Genomic DNA, 19,665 nt, shown 5'->3' with positions numbered 1-19,665 from the left:
TATGACTCTTGAATTGGCAATTCCGGACCGCCCCAAGACGACTCCCGAGATACCGCGGGCACGCGGCCGGCTCCGAGCGGTGGACTACCTGATCATCGGCGCGGGCGTGCTGCTGATCCTGCTGGTGCTGCGGCTGTTTCGGGACATGTCGGTGCCCTGGACGCCGGATACCGGAACCGAGACCGCATCAACGGATCCCGCGAACCTGCCCTATTACGCGGCCCGCACCACGCTGCGCATGTTCATCGGCCTGGTGGCGTCCATCCTCTTCACACTGATCGTGGGCCAGTGGGCGGCGCGCTCGCGGCGGGCCGAGAAGGTGTTCATCCCGGCGCTCGACGTGCTGCAGTCGGTACCGGTGCTGGCGCTGGTCTCGATCACGGTCACCGCGTTCGTGGGCCTGTTCGACGGCTCGTATCTGGGCGCGGAGGCGGCGTGTATCTTCGCCATCTTCACCGCGCAGGCCTGGAACATGACCTTCGCCTATTACCAGGCGTTGCGCAATATGCCCCGGGAGCTGGATGACGCGGCCCGCATGATGCGGCTCACCCGCTGGCAGCGGCTGTGGCAGCTGGAGGTGCCGACGGCCATGGTGCCGATGATCTGGAACGGCATGATGAGCTTCGGCGGCGCGTGGTTCATGCTCGCGGCCTCGGAGGTCATCACGGTATCCGGCCGGGACGAGGCGCTGCCCGGCATGGGTAGCTTCATCGCGGCGGCCACCTCCGAGGCCCAGGTCGGCAACCTCATAGTGGGTGCGCTGGTCATGGTGCTCACCATCGTCTTGGTGAACGTGGCGTTCTGGCGGCCACTCACGGCGTGGTCGGAGCGATTCCGGGTGGAGCACACCGAAAGTGCGCAGGCCCCACGGAGTCTGGTGCTCGACCTGCTGCGGCGTAGCACGGTCCCGGGCCGGCTGGCTCGGGTGCTACGGCCGGTCGGCGAGCGAGTCGATCGCCTCATGCGCGTCTTCGGGCGCAGCACCCGCTCCGCCTACGACGACCGCGCGGGCAGCCGCATCGGTGATGTGTTCTTCTTCGGACTGCTCTTCGCCGCGCTCGCCTGGGGCACCTGGGCACTCGCCTCCTACTTCGAAAGAACAGTGGGCCTGGCCGAATTCGGGCCGACCTCGCTGATGGGGCTGGCCAGTCTCGGCCGCGTGACAGTGCTGCTGGTGGTCTCCACCATCGTGTGGGTTCCGGTCGGCGTGTGGATCGGGATGAATCCGCGGATTTGCCGGTTCGCTCAGCCGGTGGTGCAGGTGCTGGCCAGTTTCCCGGCCCAGTTCTTGTTCATCTTCGTCATCGCGGCGCTCACCTACACCGGCATCTCACTGAATATCGGCGGCATCGCCCTGATGGCGCTGGGCGCGCAGTGGTACGTGCTCTTCAACGTGATCGCCGCGGCCGGGCAGATCCCGACGGACCTGCGTGAGGCCATGGACGATCTCGGAGTGCACGGTGTGCAGCGCTGGAAGTCGTTGATACTGCCCGCGATCGCGCCCGGATACTTGGTCGGTGCGATCACCGCGTTCGGCGGCGCGTGGAACGCCACGCTGGTCGGCGAGGTCGTGGAGGCCGGGAACACGCACATGGAGGCATACGGCCTGGGCGCGTACATCACCAATGCCACCACCGACGACGTCTTCGCGAAGGTGCTGCTCGGCACCGTGGTGATGAGCGTGGTCACGGTGGCCATCAACCGCCTGCTCTGGCGACGCCTGCAGCGCACCGCCGAGCAGCGATTCTCGCTGAGCTGAAACACTTTTCGAAAGGAGGACACGCCGTGTCGACCCCCATCATCACCGTCGATCGTGTCACCAAGAACTTCACCAACCCCTCCGGCGAGCAGCTACCGGTGCTCTCGGATGTCTGCCTCGAGCTGCGCGAGGGCGAAATCGTCGCGCTGCTGGGCAAATCCGGCTCCGGAAAGTCCACGCTGCTGCGGATCATCGCGGGCCTGATGCTCCCTTCCGCGGGGTCCGCGCGCATCCGGCAGACCGAGATCACCGAGCCGAATGCCGATACCGCCATGGTGTTCCAGACCTTCGCGTTGATGCCGTGGCTGACCGTGCGGCAGAACGTCGAACTCGGCCTTCGCGCCCAAGGTATTTCGGCCTGGGAGCGCGCCGAGCGGGTAACCGACGCCATCGACATGATCGGCCTGGACGGCTTCGAGAACGCCTATCCCAAGGAGCTTTCCGGCGGCATGCGCCAACGAGTGGGATTCGCCCGCGCCCTGGTGGTGCAGCCGGAGGTGCTGCTCATGGATGAGCCGTTCTCAGCGCTGGACGTCTTGACCGCCGAGAACCTGCGCGGCGAACTCATGCGACTGTGGGCGGAGACCGCCTTCCCCACCAAAACCATGCTGCTGGTCACCCACAATATCGAGGAGGCCGTGCAGCTGGCCGACCGAATCCTGGTGCTGGACAACAATCCCGGGAGAATCAAGGGTGAGATCCAGGTGCGTCTCCCGCAGCCGCGAGACCCGCGCGGCGCGGGGTTCCAGGCGCTGGTGGACCAGGCCTATCGGATGCTCACCGACGCCACCTTCGATGGCAGCTGGCCGAGCATCACCCCCAGCCCCACCACCCGGCCGCTGCCCGATGCCGGGGTGGACGGAATCGGCGGCATGCTGGATTTTGTTGCCGCCCAGGGCGGGCGGGCCGACCTGCCAGATCTGGCGGGCGGGCTGCGCTTCGAGGTCGACGATCTGATGCCGCTGGTCGACGCCGCCACCATGCTGGGGCTGGCCACCACCGCCGACGGGGATATCGAGCTCACCCTCGACGGCACCCTCTTCACCGAGGCCGATATCGACAGTGCGAAGGCCATTTTCGCGCGGCTGGCACGAGCCAATGCGCCCCTGATCGCGGCGATCGACCACGCGCTGACCAGCGCGCGCAACCAGCGACTGCGCGACGGCTTCTTCCTCGACCTGCTGCGGCGGGGCTTCACCGAGGACGTCGCGCGGCGACAGCTGCGGATCGCCATCGACTGGGGCCGCTACGCTGAACTCTACGAGTACGACGCCGCCGAGCGGCTGCTGACGCGGCATCCGGGCGAGGCCTGAGGCGTCAGCTGTTGCCGCGAGCCCGGGCGCGGCGCGTGCCCTCGCGCATGGCCTGCACCCGGGCCACCGGGGGATGGTGTGGACCTACCGGTGAATCGATCGCGACCAGGCGAAGGTCGCCACTCTCGACACTCAGTCCATCTGCCCGTTTCGGGTCGTATGATCAAGATTGGAATCGAGCACCCGAATATCACGGTGGAAATTCTTCACCGAAATCGGTTTTGTACCTGGTTACACGCTCCTTCACCGGCACCCCGAACCTGCGCTCACCCTGCTGCGTCCACTCGCGCAGAACACGGAGGATCCGCGCCATGGCCCGCTACCGGCCTCTGATCGCCCGCTATCCCGAAGCGTTCGCCCATCATGCCGCGACGCTGTTGCCCGACCTCGGAGGTGCCCGATGACGGCCGGCGCTGAACCGACCTTGCGGATCCCGACCATGGCCCAACTGCTCTCGGTACTGGCCGAGGCCGCCGAACTCGAACACGGGGTGATGTGCGGCTACCTGTACGCGGCGTTCGGGCTACGCACAGATCCGGCGGGGGGCCTGCCACCTCGGCAAGCCGAAGGGTACGGCGCTGGCGCGATGAGCTGATCAGCATCGCTATCGAGGAAATGGTTCACCTCGCGCTGGTGTCCAACCTGATGGTCGCGCTCGGAGCCCACCCCCACTTCGGGCGGCAGAACTTCCCCGTTCCACCGGGCTGTCACCCTGCCGACATTCGGCTGGCCCTGGCGGGATTCGACCTCGAGACGCTCGACCACCTGATCTTCCTGGAACGGCCCTTCGGCAGCACCGTCACCGACCCGCCGGCATTCGGCGGGGGTCCCGATTATCTCCGCGGCACGGCCGCCGGCAGGTTCTTCCCGGCCGGCCAGGACTATCCGACCATCGGCGACCTCTACCAAGCCATTGCACGATCACTGGCCGACCTGGCCTCCTCCCAGGGCGAGGACATCCTGTTCTGCGGGGGATCCGCGGCCCAGGTCGGCCCCGATGTCGTCGCCTTGCCCGGCCTCATCTCGATCACGAACCTCGCCGAGGCGACCGCGGCCATCGACACCATCATCACCCAAGGCGAAGGCGGCCCGGCCAAGGACGATCACAACCACTTCGCGCGGCTACAAGCCCTACGGACCGAATACCAGCAGATCCTCGCCGAGGACCCGGCATTCACTCCGTCATGGCCGGTCGCCACCAATCCGGTGATGCGCCGCCCGCCCGAGCCCGCGGGCAAGATCTACATCGACGCGCCCGAGGCCGCCGCCGTCAACGACGCCGGAAACGCCGTCTACACCCTGATGCTGTGCTGCCTCAACCAGGCTTACGGCCGACCCGCCGACAGCGCCCCCGCCGACAGATTGGCGCTGATCGACACTGCGATCAGCATGATGGGCATCATCAGCACACTCGGAACGGCTCTGGCGCAACTGCCCGCCTCCACGACACACCCAGGAATCAACGCTGGACTCACCTTCGAGGCACCGCGCGCGCTGCGCCCACTGCTCAACGGTCCCTCCGAATGGCGCATCCTGACGTTTGCGCTACACCAGCTCGCCGACGGAATCTCCCAGCTACCAGCCGTCACCGACCCGGCCGCGATCGCAGCACGTCTACGTGCACAAGCCGAGCCCTTTGCTCGACGTGCCGGCTGAGAACCAGGAGTCATCGACCGTCCGCAGCCGCTGAACAGGGCATTCGAATTCGTCTGGCTTCCAAGGGTGTTGGGCGTATGGGGTCGCCGATGCGGGGACGGTGCGGGCGTCGCAGGCCTGCCTGGAACTCAGCAGTGCGGAGTGTCGACGATCTTGATCTCCACGTACGGCGAATTGCCGTACCCGAGGTGGCTGCCACCCGGCCCGGCGCAACCGATGTAGCCGTCGGCCTGCTTCAACATGGCGGCGTCGTCGTTCCTGGTGTTGACGACCGCGTAGGAACCGCGGCTGTTCGATCCGAGGGTCTGCCAGTAACCCTTGTCCTTGAACATCGCGGTGGGCTGACGGCTGTCCCACTTGGCCTTCGTCAGATAGAAGCAGACGTACGGGTAGGGACATCCGTCCCGGGAGTCGGCCGAGGCCTGCGGGGCGTTGGCGGCGGTGAACGCGCCCAGCATCGAAATCAATACTGCTGCGGCGGCGGCAAGTCTTCTCATCGCATTCCTAATCAAACCGAGCTGAGCAATCGATGCTCATATTTCCGCAAACCGTATGTGCGACAGACCGATTCACTCGATAGCAAGAAGTTGCGGCTGGCGGCAAATCGCCGCATGGCAAGCACATCCGGTCGAGGAGCAGCACAGCGCGAGCGGACGGTGGCGCATAGCATTCGGTATATGCGTGGTGGCGGCTGGTTTCGTGTCGTGGTGTGCTTGGCCGTGCTCGGGAGTACCAGTGGGTGTATCGGGGCGGTGGATCGGGCGGAATTCGAGAACGCGATTCGGGCGCGCGGGGGTGGGTTGGTGAGTGCGTTGCCGCAGGGGGCGGTCGCCGCGTTGGGGCAGCGGATCGGGGCGAGCGATCCGGAGGTGAACGTCATGCTGTTGACGGCGCCGAACTCGACTCGGTTCCGGATGGTGGTCAACGACCAGCCCGCACAGGTGACGAAGTTCTTCGACGGGGGCGACTTCACCGCGCGCGAACCGACTGTCCGGGTGCGGGTCCGGCCGCCCGGACAGTCTCGTGTGATGGATGACTACTCGTTCACGCTCGGCGATCTGAGTGACCCACGGCCGGTGCGGGTTTCCTCCTTCGACGACCTGGACGGCCAGAACTTCAGGGTCAGCGAGGTGCCGGGGCTCTCGCGGATCGAAGACATCGTCGACACGGCACGGGCGCGCAGTGCGATCCCCGACGGGCAGGTCACCGCTGTTCTGGTGAGCCGCTTCGGGCGGGATATCCGCATGGTGGCCAATGTCGTGTCCGCGCGCTCGGAGGTGGTCGTCGAGTTCGACCGCGCCGGCGTGTTCCTCCGAGCACAGCAGGTGTAGGCGATGGCCCGTGTGATTTCTGCTCTGTCGACCGGCCTCGTCGTCGGCGCTTTCAGCATCGTCGTGCCCGTCGCCATCTGGCCCGGCGAAGCGAAACTCACCGCTCCCCTGTTCTGTTCGGCCCCGGCCACCGAACCCATGGTCGTCTCCGACACCTTCCACGACTCCGACGGCACGTCCACCAACTACACCCTGTACTGCGTCGGCGACCACGGCATGCTCACCGATGAAGGCTTCGTCCTCCCCATGGCGGTGATGCTCACCGCCCACGTCCTGATCGTCGCGGCCTTGGTACTGCTCGCCGCCGCGTTCCGCAGGAAGGCGGAGCCCGTGGCCGACCAGCCTGCCGGCCCGGAAGACGCCATCGAACTTTGACCCTTGTCCTGGCTTGGCATCAGGAGAACCTGCGGGCCTTGGTGGCGAGAGCCGCCCGGCCCCGAGGGGTGATTCGGTAGCGGCCCCGGGGGCGGCTGGGGGTGATGAGGCCCCGGGATTCGAGGTGGGACAGGGCGGTTCGGGTGCGGTGGCCGGTGAGGGTGGCCGACTGCTGGATCTGCGGGGCGGTGAGGGTGCGGTCCGGGTGAAGGGCGGTGAGGACCGCTATTTCGGCGGGATTCATGGGGTCACCTCGGGTCGTGGTTGCGATGGCGGCCGGTGGGATGGCCGGGCGGGCACGGGATATCGAGATGGCCGCCGCCGGTGAGCGACAGGCGGAGAGTGTCGGTGCGGGACTCACGCCACAGGCGGTAGGAGTCCACGGCGGTGCGGGCGGTGATCACGGTACAGAGGGCGATGATCGCGAGCAGGGCCCATGCGTCCCAGGGCATTTCGGCCTCCTTATCGATGACATTTCGAAATTCGGTGTGGCGCGCCGAATCCCAGTAGACATCAGGCGGGGCAATTGGCACCATCTAAGAGCGCAATTCCACCGAGATTGTTGGACATCCAGATTGGCCTATTCCAGTACGGCGCTCCCCAGATAGCGAGGCTAACAAAATGGCTGGATCGACACTTCCGCGTAGGGCACTTGGGCGCACTCTGCGCAGCTTCCGGTTGCGTGCCAGTAAAGGACAATTCGTCGCGGGTAGGCACGTCGATATGTCGCCGCAGAGCATCAGCCGAATGGAAGATGGTCAGCGGGTCAAAATATCTACGTCTCAAATACGCGACTTACTCGAGTTCTACGGAATCGCGAATCCGAGCCAAGAACGCGATGACCTGCTCGCACTGTGGGAAGAGGTGAAGCAGCAGGATCTGGTGTCGAGGGCGCTGGGGACGTCCAAGGGGTGGTGGCGGTCGTACAGCGACCAATTCACACCGCACTTCGATCACTACCTGAACCTGGAGACGGCCGCCAATCACCTCACGACCCACCAACTCGTCATGGTCCACGGGCTACTGCAGACGCCCGAATACCGGCGCAGCCTGATCAAGGCGACACACCCGGACCTTTCGACTGTCGATGTCGAGCGCCGACTCGAGCTCGCCGCGAAGAGACAGGAACGCCTCAACGACAAGAACTTTCGACTGGAGGCCATCCTGTCGGAGGCAACGCTGAAGCATCAGCCCGGCGGACTCGCCGCCATGGTCGAGCAACTGCGGCACTTGGCCGAGATCGGCGCACGCGAGAACGTGTCCGTTCGGGTAGTGCCGTTCGGCGTCGGCGCGCATGCCGGTCTCGCGCTCCAGTCGTTCGGACTGCTCGAATTCCCGCCCTTCGCAAACCATCTCAAGGAACCGCCGGTGGTCTACGTCGAAGGCTCCGTCGGCGCGCTCTACTTGGACCAGGAGCAGGTGATCGTCCGCTTCCAGCAGGCGATCACAGATCTCCGGCGAGTAGCGTTGAGCGAAGACGACACCAGGGAGCTGCTGTCGGCCACCGCGAAGGAGTACGCGAAGTGATCAACAATCTGCGCGACGCCGAATGGTTCAAGTCCTCCAGGTCCGCCGACGCATCCGAGTGCGTCGAGGTCGCCTTCGCAGGCACAAACGCACACACCGTCGGGGTGCGGGATTCCAAGGATCCGGGTGGGCCGATGCTCGTGTTCTCCGGGGAGCAGTGGGATCGGTTCCTGGGCAGTGGAGTCTGGCGGCGTTAGACGCCGCGGTGGGCGCCGCGCTCGGTTACTGTGCGGGGGATGAGCATCGAGTTTCTGTTGACGACGCTTGTCATTGTGGCGACGCCGGGCACCGGGGTGCTGTTCACGCTGGCCGCGGGGTTGGCGCGGGGAGTGCGGGCCAGTGTGATCGCGGCATTCGGGTGCACGCTGGGGATCGTGCCGCATGTGGTGGCGGCCATCACCGGGCTGGCGGCGTTGCTCAATGCCAGTGCGGTGGCATTTCAGACGTTGAAGTACCTGGGCGTGGCCTATCTGCTCTACATGGCGTGGAATACGCTGCGGGACAAGGAAGTTCTCGCCGTCCCGGAGGAGAGCTCGGAGGCCGCGCCCACCGCCGGGCGGGTGATCGTGTCCGCCGTTCTGCTCAATGTGCTGAATCCGAAGCTGACGATCTTCTTCTTCGCGTTCCTGCCGCAGTTCGTGCCGAACGGCTCCACCGGCGCCACCGTGCGCATGCTCGAACTGAGCGGGCTGTTCATGCTCGCGACCTTCGTGGTGTTCGCCGTGTACGGCGTCTTCGCGGCGGGGGTGCGCAGCCGCGTCATCTCCCGTCCGGCGGTCATGACGTGGATGCGTCGCATGTTCGGGGTCTCGTTCATCGCACTCGCGGGACGGCTGGCCGTGCAGAACCCATAGACGTGAGCTGCGCGGTCCCGAGGTGGAGGCAGATATCACCATCTGGAAATTTGCCCGGGTCGCTGGACATTTGCCATGGTGTAGGTAGTCCCCATCAGGGGCCCGGACGAGGGAGCCGTACCCGGCGTGCGACAAGACGGCCTTCGGAGGTAGTCATGTCTTGGCTGGTGTTGGTGGTGTCCGGGGTTCTCGAAGCCGTGTGGGCTACCGCGCTCGGGAAGTCGGAGGGATTCACCCGACTGGGACCCACCGCGGTGTTCGGAGTGGGGCTCGTCTCGAGTATGGCCGGGCTGGCCTATGCGATGCGCGGACTGCCCGTGGGGACCGCTTACGCGGCGTGGGTGGGGATCGGGGCCGTATTGACGGTCGTGTACTCGATGGCCACCGGCGAGGCCGCTGTCAGCGCGATCAAGGTTCTGCTGCTCGGTGGGATCGTGGCGTGCGTGGTCGGGTTGAAGTTGGTCGGATAGACGGCTATTTGGCCGGGGTCAGTTTCACCGCGTCGGCGGGGACGGCGGGGACCGATTGGACCGTCTGGGTTTTGGCGGTGGGGTCGGGGAGTTGGAGTCGCCAGTCGTCGGAAACCCACACGACGGTCTGAGCGGACGCGGTGATGCTGGCGTCGGAGTACGTGGCGTAGACGGTGACGTCGGCGCGGTCGGGGGCGTAGGCGGTGAGTTTGTAGGCGGCGATGTGGGGGGCCACGGTCTGATTGGCGGGGGCGGTGATCGAGATCTGGGCTCGGGCCAGGACCCAGGAATCCTTGGCGGCGCCGGGAATCAGGGAGATCGCGGCCACCTGCGGCCAGACACCGTCGGGGGCCAGGGACAGGCGAGTGCTGTGGTTGATGGCGGCCAAAGCCGCGCCCTGGGGGGTGTGGGTGTAGCCGGCGGCGGTGGTGCCGAGTTTGCTGGGGCCGTCGTGGCCGCCGATCGGGAGCTGGACACCCTGGTAGTTTTCCCAGCGCACGTCGGCGGGCGGGCGGGACGGATCTGCCGCCGTGGTAGTCGATTTGGTGGCGGGATCATCGCCTAGACCGCAGGCAGAGACGGTGACGGCAGTCGCCGCGACGAGTAGGGCCACCACCGCGGCGGTGAAAGTTTGCGCGTGGTGTGCTGAATTGGCGCGCACGATGATTCCTCCCGTAGAACCCGAGAACGGTCGAGAAGCGTTGCGGGGACGCGAGTTCGGCGGCCGCGCGGTCGGGCTCACTCTATGACGCGGGCGGGCACGGCGGCGGGTCCAGCAGTGTTGATCGGATCGGTTTAACAATTCGTCACTCCTGTCACGGAACCGGTTGCGGGGACCCACGATCCGGGTAACATCAGGGCCGCAACATGATCATCGCAGGTGGTGGGGTTGATGATGGATCATCGGGACCTGGTTCCGGTGGGCCGCCTGTGTCATCTGCCAGTGGTGCGTAATGCCCTGGCGTTCGGGGGAATCGGGTCGCGAGCCCGCTGCTGTCCGTTCGGGGAAGGGGAACTGGGGAGATGAAGACCACACGAACATCGATCCTGCTGTCAATGCTGCCGATCGCGCTGGTCGCGGGCCAAGGGGTCGCCGTCGCGGCACCGGGGCAACCGGGGCTCGCCGTGCCCGGAGACGGGCAGCCGGGTTTGAGCACCCAGCCTCCGCCGCCCGCGGCGCCCAGCCCGGCGGATTACATCCCCGACCCGCCCATTCCGGCTCCGAACCGGCCGCGGCCCAAACAGCAGACGACGCCCTCGCCGCAGCAGAACACGATCATTCAGCCGCAGGCCACGCAGCCGCAGGGCGACGTGGAACCGCAAGCGGCTCAGCCCGATCAGCCTGTGGTGAGTACGCCCGAGGTCGCGCCGACTGATCCGCACCAACTCCGACTCGGCACCAACGACGTCCAGCTCCCGGACTGGGTCGACCTCAAGATGAGGAACAAAGCTCAGGCTTATGTCGACCTGGCCGAGTGGCAGCTGGCCGCCGCCTACGACGGACTGGGTTTGCCGCGTGAGGAATCCGATCGGCGAGCTGCGTCGACCCTTGCAGGCGGACTCATCGGTGGCGTCGCGGGTGCGCCCGCACTGGCGGCAATCGGCGTGGCTGGCGGATGCGCCACTGGTGCGGCGATGGGAGCCCTCGCAGGCGCGCTGATCGGTGGCGTCCCGACCGGCGGGGTCGGCGCACCCGTTGGTGCGGTCGTCGGTGGTGTCGCAGGATGCGCCCTCGGGGCTGCCGCGCTGGGTGTGCCAGGCGTTCTTGTCGGAGCCACAGCAGGAACCATCTTCGGTGGCGCGTGGGGCGGCTTTGCGTCCCCGCAGGCCAACCCGCAGCCTCCGGCTTCGGTGCCGCCGCTCATCGATACCGCTTTGCAGGTGCCGGGTTCGGATCCTGCCGTGGGTTCGCCCGGGGTGCAGCCGGTTTCGGCTCTGATCGGGGTACCTGCGCCGATCGCGCAGGTTCTGGCGCCCGCGTTGCAGCAGCTCGGGGCGGCGATCGAGCAGATCGCGCCGATGGCGCAAGGGGCGGCTCCGGTTGTGCAGCAGGTCGCTACGGCGATCGAGCAGGTTGCGCCCGTGGCGCAGGCGGCGGTGCCCGCGGTGCAGGAGGTCAGGGCCGCGATCGAGCAGCAGGTGGTTCCGGTCGCGCAGGCGGTGGCTCCGGTGATGGAGCAGCCGGTGGCGCAGGCCGCGCCGGTGGTGCAGCAGGTGGTGGCCGATGCGGGGCAGCAGGTCGTCGCGGCGGTGCCGCAGGCCGCGCCCGTGGTGGAGCAGGTGGTGGAAGGCGTGAACGCGCAAGTCGATTCGTTCCGGGCCGCCGTGGCGCAGATGCCCGCGATCACCCCGGAAGCCTTCATCGCCGCCCTGCAGCCCGCCCTGCCGGGCGCGTGACCGCAACGACACGGATGACGCCGTGACCGCAGACAACAACGCCGACAGCGACTCCGCCCCCGGCCCCCTACCCGCCCAGCCCGAACCCCGCGCCGCCGACCCGGCTGCCGCGGCGCACCATCGCGAGTCCGTCCCGGACCGGACGGACGGCGATTTCCTGCGACTCGAACCCAGCGCGCCCGAACCCCCACCGGCCGAAATCCCACCGGCCGCGGCCACGCAGGCGAGCAGCCACGCATCCGCGTCTACGCGGCGGGTACCCAAGCCTGGCGCGTCACGGCATCGACGCGAAGAGGCTCCGGGCGAGGATCTGGACCCGGTCACCGAACCCGCGGTCCGTGGGGGTTCGGTAGCGGGTGAAGGGGTTCGGCGGCCGGTGATGCCGGAGATCGTGCCGGTCGGGGCCGCGCCGGAGGCGGCGACGCAGCCGGTGGAGGTGGCGGGGTGGGCCTCGTGGCTGACGGAAGGGGCCGCCGCGGAGCCGGTTTCGGCGGGGCGGGATTCCGAGTGGGACGACGAGTGGCGGGCCGTGGAGGATCTACGGGCCGAGGATCCGATGGCGGCGCTGGTGGACGAGGCGCGGCGGCGGTCGGTGCAGACGCAGCGGCGGCTGCGGATCCGGGCTCGCGCCATCGCGATTGCCGGGGTTTCGCTGGCGCTCGTGGTCGTGGCGGGCGTGGCGTGGCTGATGTCGTCGGCCGGGGATTCGAATGAGCCGCAGGCCGTTCCGGGGAACAGTACGGCGAGCGCGCCCGGGGGCACGGCGGGGACCAGCACGGCGAGCGGGAATCAGCCGGGGCAGGCCGTGTGGTGCCGGGAGACGGATACGCCGCAGCGGGTGAGCGGCGCCGGGGCCGGGAACCTCAACAGCGGGCCCGGGGTGATCATGCGGCTCGAATACGCGTGGTACGTGTTGCGGGACGCGGCGGCGGTGCGGTCGGTGCTCAGCGCCGATGCCCGGGTCGCGCCGGAACAGGCCACGCGCGACGCGATCTCGGCGACGCCGGCCGGAACCCAGCACTGCGTGACCATCACCGAGGCCGACGCCGACCGGTGGAACGTCAACGTCGACGAGAAGCATCCCGACGGCACCCAGACCTCGTGGCAGCAGGTCATCACCACCGCCACCCGCGACGGGCGCACCACCATCACCTCGATCATCGCCGGAAGCCGGTGAGCCATGGTCGATATCGACGACCGGCTCCGGCCACCGGCCGGCCACGGCGGCGACGGGGAGTCGTACGAGAGTGACCTGATGCGGCCCGGCCCCGCCGGGTCACCCACCGACGCGGTGCCATTGCACGGCGGGCGGGGACGGCTCGTGCGGGCCGCGGTTCCCGCGGCGCTGGTGCTGGGCGGATCCGGGGCGTCGGGCGCCAGCACCACCGCGCTCGGATTGGCCGCCGCGGCCGCGGTGGACAGCGACGGCGACGTGTGGCCGGTCGTGGTGGACGCCACGCTCGGCGGCGGGGACGTGGCCTTGCGGGGCTGCGATACCGCCGCACCCGTGAGCTCACTCCAGAATTGGCTCGGCACCCGCGATCCCGGGACGGCCGCCAGTGTCGGGGCCTGCTCGGGGCAGACCTCCACCGGCGTGCGGGTGCTGACACGGACGCCGGACCCGTTGCCGCGCAGGGAATCCCTGACCTCGGTGGCCAGATATCTCGAAAACGCCGGGCTGCTGGGTGTTTTCGACGCGGGCGCACCGGTCACCAGCCGGTTGGCCGCTCCCCTGCTGTCCGATCCCCGGGTCGGGCTGGTGATCACGGTGGCCGCGCGGCCCGACGCCATCAACCGACTGCAACCCGCACTGGCCTGGCTGGACGAGAACTTCAGCGAGTTCGTCGTCGGCGACGCCGTCATCGTGCTCACCGAACAGGTGCCCGGCGCCGCCGCCACCGTCATCGACCATGTGCGCACCCACCTGGGCTCCTGGGTGCGCGCCGTCGTCCAGATCCCCTTCGATCTGCACCTCGCCACCGGCGGCCCCATCTCCTGGCACCGGCTCGCCGCCGAAACCCGCGACGCCTACCTCACTTTGCTGGGAGCGCTGCGATGACCAGCACCCAGCTCCCGGGCGCCGCGACTTCCGGTCCGTCCGCCGCGTGGCAGCCACGCGGCGCGGGAGCCTGGCGCACCGGCACCGCCGACGACCCGAGCCCGGCGCAAGCCGCGGACCCCACAAGCGACCCGCCACGAGCGGACCCGGACGGTGCGGAGCACCTACCGTCCAGCGGTGTCGGTGAGCAATCACGCGGCCGGGACATGCTTTTCGAGGCCATCGACCAGAATCCGCCGACTTCCGCCGTGCCGCCCGTGGCGATGTGGCATCGGGCCGTACCGAATCGCCCGCCGCGTCCACCCCTGCTGTGGCTGGTCGGCGTGCACGGCGGGGCGGGGGTCAGCAGTCTCGCGGCCAGTCTGCGCTGGGCCGGGGATGCCGGACAGCGGTGGCCCGCGCGGATCGGGGCGGGCGCGGATATGGATTCGCCGCTGGTGGTGCTGGTCGGGCGGAGTCATCTGCGCGGGGTGAACGCGCTGCACCGCGCGCTGCTGGCGCATCAGGCGCGGGCGACGCCCGCCGGGAGCGCGGTCGTCGGCGTGCTGACGGTGGCGGATTCGGCTCGGCCGCTACCGGTTCCGGTCGCGCAACGGCGCGAGGAGATGGAAGGACTGGCCATCGAGCTGGGCGCCCGCACCTGGCGGCTCGGCTGGCTCGAGCAATGGCGGGCGCTGGAACCCTACGAGATGGCGGCCTGGGATCCCGCCGCCGGAGTCTCGCCGATGGAAGAAGGCGATCCCACCCGCACTCCCCCGCAACCGGTTCGGCTCCTGGCCGAGCAGATCCTCACCGCGGCACGCATAGCCGGGACCCGGATCACCGAACGCGCGCAACACGGCGCGGACCCAGTCGGCCCATAACCTGAACGAGGTGCGTCGTGCATCGACAACTGCTGTCCACCCGATGGTTCCGAAGCGCGGCGCTGCTCACCGCCGCCGTCTGCGTGGTGGGGACCGCGGCCGCCGGGCCCGGCGTGTTCGACCTCGCCGTGGCCCACGGCGGCCCGCCCGATACCACGGTGCCCATCGACAAATGCCCGGCCCTGTACGCGCTCGGCATCCAGGGCACCGGCGAATCCTCCCCCGACGCCGCCGTCACCACCGACACCGGGATGCTGTCGGAAGTGTTCCGGCCCATGATGGCCGACGCCGGGGACGAGCTCGTCGACCGCGCCTACGTGCCCTACGAGGCGTCCTTCGGCGGTGTCGTCGCCGTCTCCAAGACCACCTACAGCCAGTCGGTGACCGGCGGGCTGGAACGCCTGCGGTCCATGGCGAAACAGATCACCGACCGGTGCCCGAACACGCGGCTCGCCATCGCCGGATACTCGCAGGGCGCGCACGTGGCCTCGGTGTTCGCGCAGGAGGTCGGGGCGGGCAAGGGAACCGTGGCCGCGGAGAAGGTCGCGGCCGTCGCCCTGTTCGGCGACCCGAACCGCAATGCCAACGCGCCGCTGTTCCCCGGCAAACCGGATCAGAAGCTGCCCACCGCCGCACCCGGAACCGACGGGAAAACGGTTGCCGGGCTGGGTGATCCGCCCGCCACCAAGACCGCCTCCGGCGCGGGCATCGCACCCGATAGCGGCACGCTGGAGAACTTCGGTTCGCTGGTCGGGCGGGTCGCCGAATTCTGCACCGAAGGCGACCTGGCCTGCGACACCCCCGTCGGCGCGCCGCTGGTGCGGACCGTCGCCAATATCGCCGGGCAGGTGGAGCTTTCGGCCGGGGACCCGATCGGATCGCTGAAGTCGATCGCGGAGGCGCTGGCGTTCACCTCCATCAAGACCGCCACCTCCGTGGTGAACAAGGACGTGTCGGGGACCTCGCTCACCGATATGTCGTATCAGCCGCAGAAATCCATCTCGCAGCGCATCGCCGACGCCTCCAACCCCAATACCCAGGTCGACATCCCCGGCGCGTTCCAAGCGCTGCTCAAGGTCGGCACCATCGCCATCAACTCCATCGTGGCCGTGGTGAAAGACATTCTCACGCCGGGCAATATCGCCGAGATCGCCACCGCCGGGCTCGCCAATCCGATCGCCGGACTGGCCGTGTTCGGGGCCAAACTGGTCGGGGCCGCCGCCAACCTGGTGCCGCCCACCACCATCAGCAGGCTCACCACGCAGGCGTTCTCCGCGGTCACCCAGAACGTCACCGACAACAAGGATCTGCTCGACATCACCACATGGGTGCGGTACTGGGACACCGCGCAGAAGCACGACTACACCCACGCCCAGGGCGCGGGATTCGGGGCCAGCCCGACCGACTGGGTGGGACGGTGGTTCGCGGCCGTCGCGCACGATCTGTCGGGGGCCGCGACGCCCGGGGCCACGCCGCGCGGCGGTAGCGACAAGCCCAGCGTGGGAATGGATTTCGCGGGCACCACCACCGCGACCACCACGGTCGCGCCGGGTGGGCAGTTCCCGCTCGGCGGGGCCACGACCACACCCTCGAACGGTGCGGCCACCACCTTGCCGAGCGGCGTGCTCACCACGACGCCGAGCAGCGGGGCTCCGCTGATCCCCGATCTCATCCCGCAGGCGACGCCATGAGCACCACCGAATCAGGGTCGCGGACAACGGGTCCGGGCGCGGAACCACCCACCCCCGCGACCGAGGGCGCGTACACCGGCAGCTGGGCCGACTGGATCACCGGCGCGAGCGGGCCGCCGCCGCGCGACGAGTACCCAGGGTCGACACGCGGCCACGACGTCTACAACGCGTACGACGACGACCCCGACGACGGATACGACGAGTTCTACGACGACGAGACCGGGGACTACGAAGCCGCGGAGTACGAGGCGCGGCACCGGGCCGAACACAGCACGACCGACAACCGATCGGCCCATGGACGATCCGATGCCTGGACAGCGGACGACGCCTCCCCTGCCGGGACCGGCGACGGACCCTCGCATGCGAGGGTCTCGGAGCCACAGACCTGGGAAAACGAACCTGCCTCGCGGTACCGGGCGGCGCACCCGGCCACGTTGGCACACGAGCCGACCTCGCACCCGGCGTCGTCAGCACACCAGCCGTCCTCACACCTGACACCGTCGTCTCGCGAGGCCGCCGCGCACCGCACCCGGACCGCACACGATTCCCCCCGCGCCCAGGCGGTGTACGACTCCTTGCAGGATCGCGCGTCCAGCGACTTCACCCCGCCCCGCCAGCGCGGATCCGCGGAATGGGGGTTCCCCGACGAACGCCGGCCGCTGAAGCGAGCGCCCCACCCGACCCGATCGGGGCCACGATTCCGGTTCCCCACCACCGGTGAACGCGGGTGGGCGGTGCCGGTGCTGGGCGCACTCGCCGCGATCGTGGTGACGGCGGCGATCGTCGTGCAGGTTGCCAAGGTCGGGCAAGGCGACGACCAGCGGGCGAAGGCCGCGGCCACCACGCCCGCGGCGGTCCCGGTCGCCAGCGCTCCCGCCACGACCGCCGCCTCCGACCAACCCGCGTCCGGACTGCCCGCCAACCTGTGCCCCAACGAGGCCAAGGGCGGCACCGTCCGCGGCAACGGACCGGGCAGTACGCGGTCCGGGCCGGAGGCGATCCTCGCACTCCAGAACCGGTATTACGTCGACCGATCCGGCAAGGCCGTGCGCGAGATGTACGCCCCCGACGCGCCCGCGCCGTCCATCGAACAGATCCAGGCGGGCATCGACTCCATACCGGTCGGCACCACCTACTGCGTGCAGATCATGCCGGGGCCGTTCGACGGACAGCACATCATGGTCGTCACCGAGCAGCATCCCGACGCCACCAAACGCACCTGGGCCCCGCAGCTGGTCATGACCACGCAGTTCGGCGGGGCGACCCTCATCTCGGCGCTGATCCCGATGAACGAGGACACCCCGAAATAGCCGGTACGGCCCGGCACGGAAGGCGAGGTGGCACGCAGGGGTACTCAGGGTTTGCCAGGGCGTTTTGGAAATGGCGCGCGGGTGGGCTAATGTTCTGTCTCGCAGCCGGACGGGCGGAGACGCCGGAACGGAAGCGATGCGGATGTAGCGCAGCTGGTAGCGCATCACCTTGCCAAGGTGAGGGTCGCGAGTTCGAATCTCGTCATCCGCTCAACACGACAACGAAAGTTGTTCCAGCGCACTAGATCTGGCGCACATTCCCGGGCATGTCGGCGCGAATTCGCGGTACCTTTGCAGGGTGACCATGTTGCTCAGCGCCTTCCACGACACTGTGCTCTCCCAGTATGACCTCGTGTCTGTCCCACTCGCCCAGCTCGGAAACCCGACCCCGGAGACTCCCCCGGTCGCGGACAAACTCATGAAGCTGGTTCGCTACTTCACCTGGTTCGTGCTGCTGTCGGGCGTCATGGCCATCACCTACGCCGGCGGCCGGTTCGCCTGGGAGAAATGGTCGGGCAGCGGGCTCGCCTCGCCGAAGATGGTGGCCGGCGCGATGATCGGTGGCATTGTCGCCACCAGCGCGGGCACCATCATGAACGCCGTCCTCTGACCCTCCCGCGCGTACAGCGCCGACTGTCGGTGGCCCCGGCTACGCTCGTCGAACAGACTGGCGAACACGGGTAGGGGCCGCCTTGACGACGAGCGACACACGCACCGCGCGCACCTTGCTGCGCGACGACCCGGCAGACGGGGTCGACTTCGGGCTGGAGCACGTCCACGAAGTCCTGGCGGGTCTCGCCACCGAGGTGGCGGCCGACCGGCCCCGCGATGCCGAACTCATCACCTGCCGACTCGGACTCGACGGCGAGAACCCCGAAACGCTGACACTGCTCGGTGCGCGCTTCGGGGTCTCCCGTGACCGGGCCCGCCAGCTCTACACCCGTGCGGTCGGCGCCATGCTGCGCCAAACCCTCGCCACCGGCCAGCCCGACCTGTCGGTATTCGCCCAGCGGTACCCCATCGGCCACGGCGACGAACGCCTCGTGCGCGCCCTGCTCGCCGAAACCTATGCCACCGACGGCGATATCGCCGCGCAGGACTGGGCGTACCTCAAACTCCGCCTCGCCGGACACGACCTCCAGGACGCGAAACGCCTGGCGGGCTTCGTCTTCCAGCGCATCGCGGGCTGGCAGCAGAAGGGGCGCTGGCATCTGCTGCCGGTGCCGGGGCAGGACGTGACCGGTGGAGCGCGGCGTGCGCCGGGCACCGCGGGCTCCGCCGCCGACCACCACGCGGCCGGCGGCGCGGGCGATCCGGCGACCACGGCGGCGACCGATCCCGCAGGCGATCCGGCATCGACACGACGAGCAACTCGCGCCGACGGGGCCGCCCAGGATGCGGCAGCCGATGCGGGAGACGATGTTTGGGCTCCGTGGCTGCGCCGCGTCGAATGGCCCGGTGGCGGGAGCCCGGAGCCGCTGCCCAGCCTCCCGGCGGGCCGCCTCGACTACGACGACGACAGTCGCGGCCACATGTTCTCCGAAAAGCTCGGCCGCGAAGTGACTTTCGACACCGCGTTGCAGGCCCGCCTGCTCCGGCTGCTCGACACCAGCCCGCGGGTCGAGACCTTCCGTGAGCTCCCCGTCGCCGTCACCTATGACCTCGACGGCAGCGAGCGCGTCCACTACCCCACGGCCGCAGCCACCTTCACCGACGGCCGCACCGTCCTCATCGACGTCTCCCCCCTCGCCCACACGGCCCTGTACCCCCAGCGCACCCGCGCCGCCGCCTCCCGCGCGGCCGCCTTCACCCGCGGCTGGGGCTGGCTCACCTGGACCGGCAGCCGCCACGGCCTCCCAGAACTGCTGTCCCGCAGGGTGGACACCCACCACGAGTCCACCCTGATGAGCCGCCTCACCCAAGGCCCCCTCACCTGGCCCGCCCTCGACACCTTCCGCACGGAGAGCGGGCTCACCCTCCTGGACCTCGCCGCCCTGGTCCACCGTCACGACTGGCAGTGGCACCGAGGTCCTTTCCGCCTCACCCGCTGATCCGCCGGG

The 19,665-nt window shown here is 68.7% G+C and carries 22 protein-coding genes, 1 tRNA gene and 1 riboswitch; of the genes, 19 read left to right on the top strand and 4 right to left on the bottom strand.

From position 1 onward, the window contains the following. The first annotated feature begins 1 nt into the window (after position 1). From ACQP06_RS13620 to ACQP06_RS13605, 4 genes are all read left to right on the top strand, one after another. Complete coding sequence (locus ACQP06_RS13620; RefSeq protein WP_433672548.1) at positions 2–1,759, top strand: ABC transporter permease; 1,758 nt, start codon at positions 2–4, stop codon at positions 1,757–1,759. A 26-nt stretch (positions 1,760–1,785) separates the two neighbouring features. Next, on the top strand, positions 1,786–3,072 hold the full coding sequence (locus ACQP06_RS13615; protein WP_433672547.1) for an ABC transporter ATP-binding protein: 1,287 nt from the start codon (positions 1,786–1,788) through the stop codon (positions 3,070–3,072). 400 nt (positions 3,073–3,472) lie between these two features. Continuing rightward, positions 3,473–3,667, top strand: a complete 195-nt coding sequence (locus ACQP06_RS13610) for a hypothetical protein (RefSeq protein ID WP_433672546.1) — start codon at positions 3,473–3,475, stop codon at positions 3,665–3,667. Positions 3,668–3,687: 20 nt separating this feature from the next. Continuing rightward, complete coding sequence (locus ACQP06_RS13605; RefSeq protein WP_433672545.1) at positions 3,688–4,728, top strand: ferritin-like domain-containing protein; 1,041 nt, start codon at positions 3,688–3,690, stop codon at positions 4,726–4,728. A gap of 128 nt (positions 4,729–4,856) precedes the next feature. On the opposite strand, the gene ACQP06_RS13600 is transcribed toward ACQP06_RS13605, so the two are convergent. Continuing rightward, entirely contained in the window at positions 4,857–5,225 is a 369-nt protein-coding gene (locus ACQP06_RS13600; protein ID WP_433672544.1) for a hypothetical protein, read from the bottom strand. A 57-nt stretch (positions 5,226–5,282) separates the two neighbouring features. On the opposite strand from ACQP06_RS13600, the gene ACQP06_RS13595 reads away from it, so the two are divergent. Then, positions 5,283–6,059, top strand: a complete 777-nt coding sequence (locus ACQP06_RS13595) for a hypothetical protein (RefSeq protein WP_433672543.1) — start codon at positions 5,283–5,285, stop codon at positions 6,057–6,059. Positions 6,060–6,062: 3 nt separating this feature from the next. After that, entirely contained in the window at positions 6,063–6,434 is a 372-nt protein-coding gene (locus ACQP06_RS13590; RefSeq protein WP_433672542.1) for a hypothetical protein, read from the top strand. A 19-nt stretch (positions 6,435–6,453) separates the two neighbouring features. Here ACQP06_RS13590 and ACQP06_RS13585 read toward each other — a convergent pair whose 3' ends face one another. Next, positions 6,454–6,678, bottom strand: coding sequence for a hypothetical protein (locus ACQP06_RS13585; RefSeq protein ID WP_433672541.1), 225 nt, complete (start codon positions 6,676–6,678; stop codon positions 6,454–6,456). A gap of 4 nt (positions 6,679–6,682) precedes the next feature. Continuing rightward, positions 6,683–6,886 (bottom strand): hypothetical protein, encoded by a 204-nt coding sequence (locus ACQP06_RS13580; protein WP_433672540.1) that lies wholly within the window; start codon positions 6,884–6,886, stop codon positions 6,683–6,685. 169 nt (positions 6,887–7,055) lie between these two features. Between ACQP06_RS13580 and ACQP06_RS13575 the strand changes: the two genes are divergently transcribed. The 4 genes from ACQP06_RS13575 to ACQP06_RS13560 all read left to right on the top strand — a co-directional run bounded on the left by ACQP06_RS13575 (position 7,056) and on the right by ACQP06_RS13560 (position 9,285). Continuing rightward, positions 7,056–7,961 carry a helix-turn-helix domain-containing protein gene (locus tag ACQP06_RS13575; protein ID WP_433672539.1) on the top strand — a complete coding sequence of 302 codons (906 nt, stop codon included), beginning with the start codon at positions 7,056–7,058 and terminating at the stop codon, positions 7,959–7,961. Continuing rightward, entirely contained in the window at positions 7,958–8,158 is a 201-nt protein-coding gene (locus ACQP06_RS13570; protein ID WP_433672538.1) for a DUF397 domain-containing protein, read from the top strand. Before ACQP06_RS13575 ends, ACQP06_RS13570 begins: the two co-directional genes overlap by 4 nt. 39 nt (positions 8,159–8,197) lie before the next feature. Continuing rightward, on the top strand, positions 8,198–8,815 hold the full coding sequence (locus tag ACQP06_RS13565; protein WP_433672537.1) for a LysE family translocator: 618 nt from the start codon (positions 8,198–8,200) through the stop codon (positions 8,813–8,815). A gap of 82 nt (positions 8,816–8,897) precedes the next feature. Further along, positions 8,898–8,961: riboswitch (guanidine-III (ykkC-III) riboswitch) on the top strand. Positions 8,962–8,970: 9 nt separating this feature from the next. Next, the gene (locus ACQP06_RS13560; protein WP_433672536.1) at positions 8,971–9,285 is read left to right on the top strand and encodes a DMT family transporter; all 315 of its coding nucleotides are present in this window, start codon (positions 8,971–8,973) and stop codon (positions 9,283–9,285) included. Between the two features lie 4 nt (positions 9,286–9,289). Here the strand turns inward: ACQP06_RS13560 and ACQP06_RS13555 are convergent, their stop codons facing one another. Continuing rightward, a complete protein-coding gene (locus ACQP06_RS13555; protein ID WP_433672535.1) occupies positions 9,290–9,946 on the bottom strand; it encodes a hypothetical protein in 657 nt (218 codons plus the stop codon). A gap of 362 nt (positions 9,947–10,308) precedes the next feature. Between ACQP06_RS13555 and ACQP06_RS13550 the strand changes: the two genes are divergently transcribed. The 9 genes from ACQP06_RS13550 (at position 10,309) to ACQP06_RS13510 (ending at position 19,656) form a co-directional block, all read left to right on the top strand. Continuing rightward, positions 10,309–11,682, top strand: a complete 1,374-nt coding sequence (locus ACQP06_RS13550) for a hypothetical protein (RefSeq protein WP_433672534.1) — start codon at positions 10,309–10,311, stop codon at positions 11,680–11,682. A gap of 22 nt (positions 11,683–11,704) precedes the next feature. Continuing rightward, entirely contained in the window at positions 11,705–12,859 is a 1,155-nt protein-coding gene (locus tag ACQP06_RS13545) for a hypothetical protein (RefSeq protein ID WP_433672533.1), read from the top strand. A gap of 3 nt (positions 12,860–12,862) precedes the next feature. Beyond that, positions 12,863–13,741: a MinD/ParA family ATP-binding protein gene (locus ACQP06_RS13540; RefSeq protein ID WP_433672532.1), complete on the top strand. Its 879-nt coding sequence runs from the start codon at positions 12,863–12,865 to the stop codon at positions 13,739–13,741. Further along, a complete protein-coding gene (locus tag ACQP06_RS13535; RefSeq protein ID WP_433672531.1) occupies positions 13,738–14,604 on the top strand; it encodes a hypothetical protein in 867 nt (288 codons plus the stop codon). The genes ACQP06_RS13540 and ACQP06_RS13535 overlap by 4 nt, the downstream gene beginning before the upstream one ends. A 17-nt stretch (positions 14,605–14,621) precedes the next feature. Further along, positions 14,622–16,295 carry a cutinase family protein gene (locus ACQP06_RS13530; protein ID WP_433672530.1) on the top strand — a complete coding sequence of 558 codons (1,674 nt, stop codon included), beginning with the start codon at positions 14,622–14,624 and terminating at the stop codon, positions 16,293–16,295. Next, on the top strand, positions 16,292–17,605 hold the full coding sequence (locus tag ACQP06_RS13525; RefSeq protein WP_433672529.1) for a hypothetical protein: 1,314 nt from the start codon (positions 16,292–16,294) through the stop codon (positions 17,603–17,605). Before ACQP06_RS13530 ends, ACQP06_RS13525 begins: the two co-directional genes overlap by 4 nt. A 138-nt stretch (positions 17,606–17,743) precedes the next feature. Further along, a tRNA-Gly gene (locus tag ACQP06_RS13520) sits at positions 17,744–17,816 on the top strand. 93 nt (positions 17,817–17,909) lie between these two features. Then, positions 17,910–18,215: a hypothetical protein gene (locus ACQP06_RS13515; RefSeq protein WP_433673315.1), complete on the top strand. Its 306-nt coding sequence runs from the start codon at positions 17,910–17,912 to the stop codon at positions 18,213–18,215. An 82-nt stretch (positions 18,216–18,297) separates the two neighbouring features. Then, on the top strand, positions 18,298–19,656 hold the full coding sequence (locus tag ACQP06_RS13510) for a hypothetical protein (protein WP_433672528.1): 1,359 nt from the start codon (positions 18,298–18,300) through the stop codon (positions 19,654–19,656). The last annotated feature ends 9 nt before the right edge of the window (positions 19,657–19,665 follow it).

Origin of the sequence: Nocardia sp. CA-136227, from assembly GCF_050955695.1 — a bacterium.
Taxonomy (GTDB): Bacteria; Actinomycetota; Actinomycetes; order Mycobacteriales; family Mycobacteriaceae; genus Nocardia.
Note: the sequence above shows the minus strand (reverse complement) of the source record. Positions and strands in the feature narration are given on the sequence as shown.